Source organism: Mesorhizobium sp. M0437 (assembly GCF_040321335.1).
In the GTDB taxonomy this organism is placed as follows: domain Bacteria; phylum Pseudomonadota; class Alphaproteobacteria; order Rhizobiales; family Rhizobiaceae; genus Mesorhizobium.
In genome coordinates this window covers 1-564 of the sequence record NZ_JAMYRK010000263.1, presented here as the reverse complement: position 1 = coordinate 564, position 564 = coordinate 1, and the positions used below count along the sequence as shown (strand labels likewise).

Below are 564 nucleotides of genomic sequence, written 5' to 3'. Positions count from 1 at the left end.
GCTTGTTTGGATCCTGACCGAGCATTTCCACGACGTCCAGTTCCGGTGGCCAGGAGCCGTCAGCCGGGAGAAGCCAGAAGGCCGGCCATACACCTTGCTTTTCGGGCATGTCAGCCCGAATTTCGAAATAGCCGTAGGTTTGTGCGAAGGACTCATAGGTCGTCAGCAAACCTGACGTGTATTTGTAATCGTTTATGTAGGGCTGGATTGCCGCGGGAGCCTGGGCGGCGGTAATCGTGAGAACACCGTCCTGAACACTGAACGGGTTGACCGAACTCGTCGGGGCGTAGTTGGTGTCGATATACCATTGAAGCTCCTTGTTGCTCGTGAGCGAGCTGCCGTTCGCGGCACCCCACCAGAAGTTCGAGTCCCAGGTGCCGCTCGAGCCATTCCACAGGTTGAGCGTGTTGAACTCGTCCGAGAAGGTGAGTTCCAGATGCGACCTGTCCAGGGCCAGATCGAACTGGCCTGGGGTGAACTGGTCGACGGTCTTGTTGGCGAAAACGAGAAATTCGTCATTGGACAGATTAAGTCGGACGTTCGCTCCCGACTGAACCATGTTGG

The 564-nt window shown here is 56.6% G+C and carries 1 protein-coding gene; it reads right to left on the bottom strand.

Annotated elements, in window-relative coordinates; genetic code table 11:
* Positions 1-564, bottom strand: a 564-nt coding sequence (locus tag NKI72_RS35370; RefSeq protein WP_352852313.1) for a glycoside hydrolase family 16 protein, incomplete at both ends; no start/stop codon positions are given.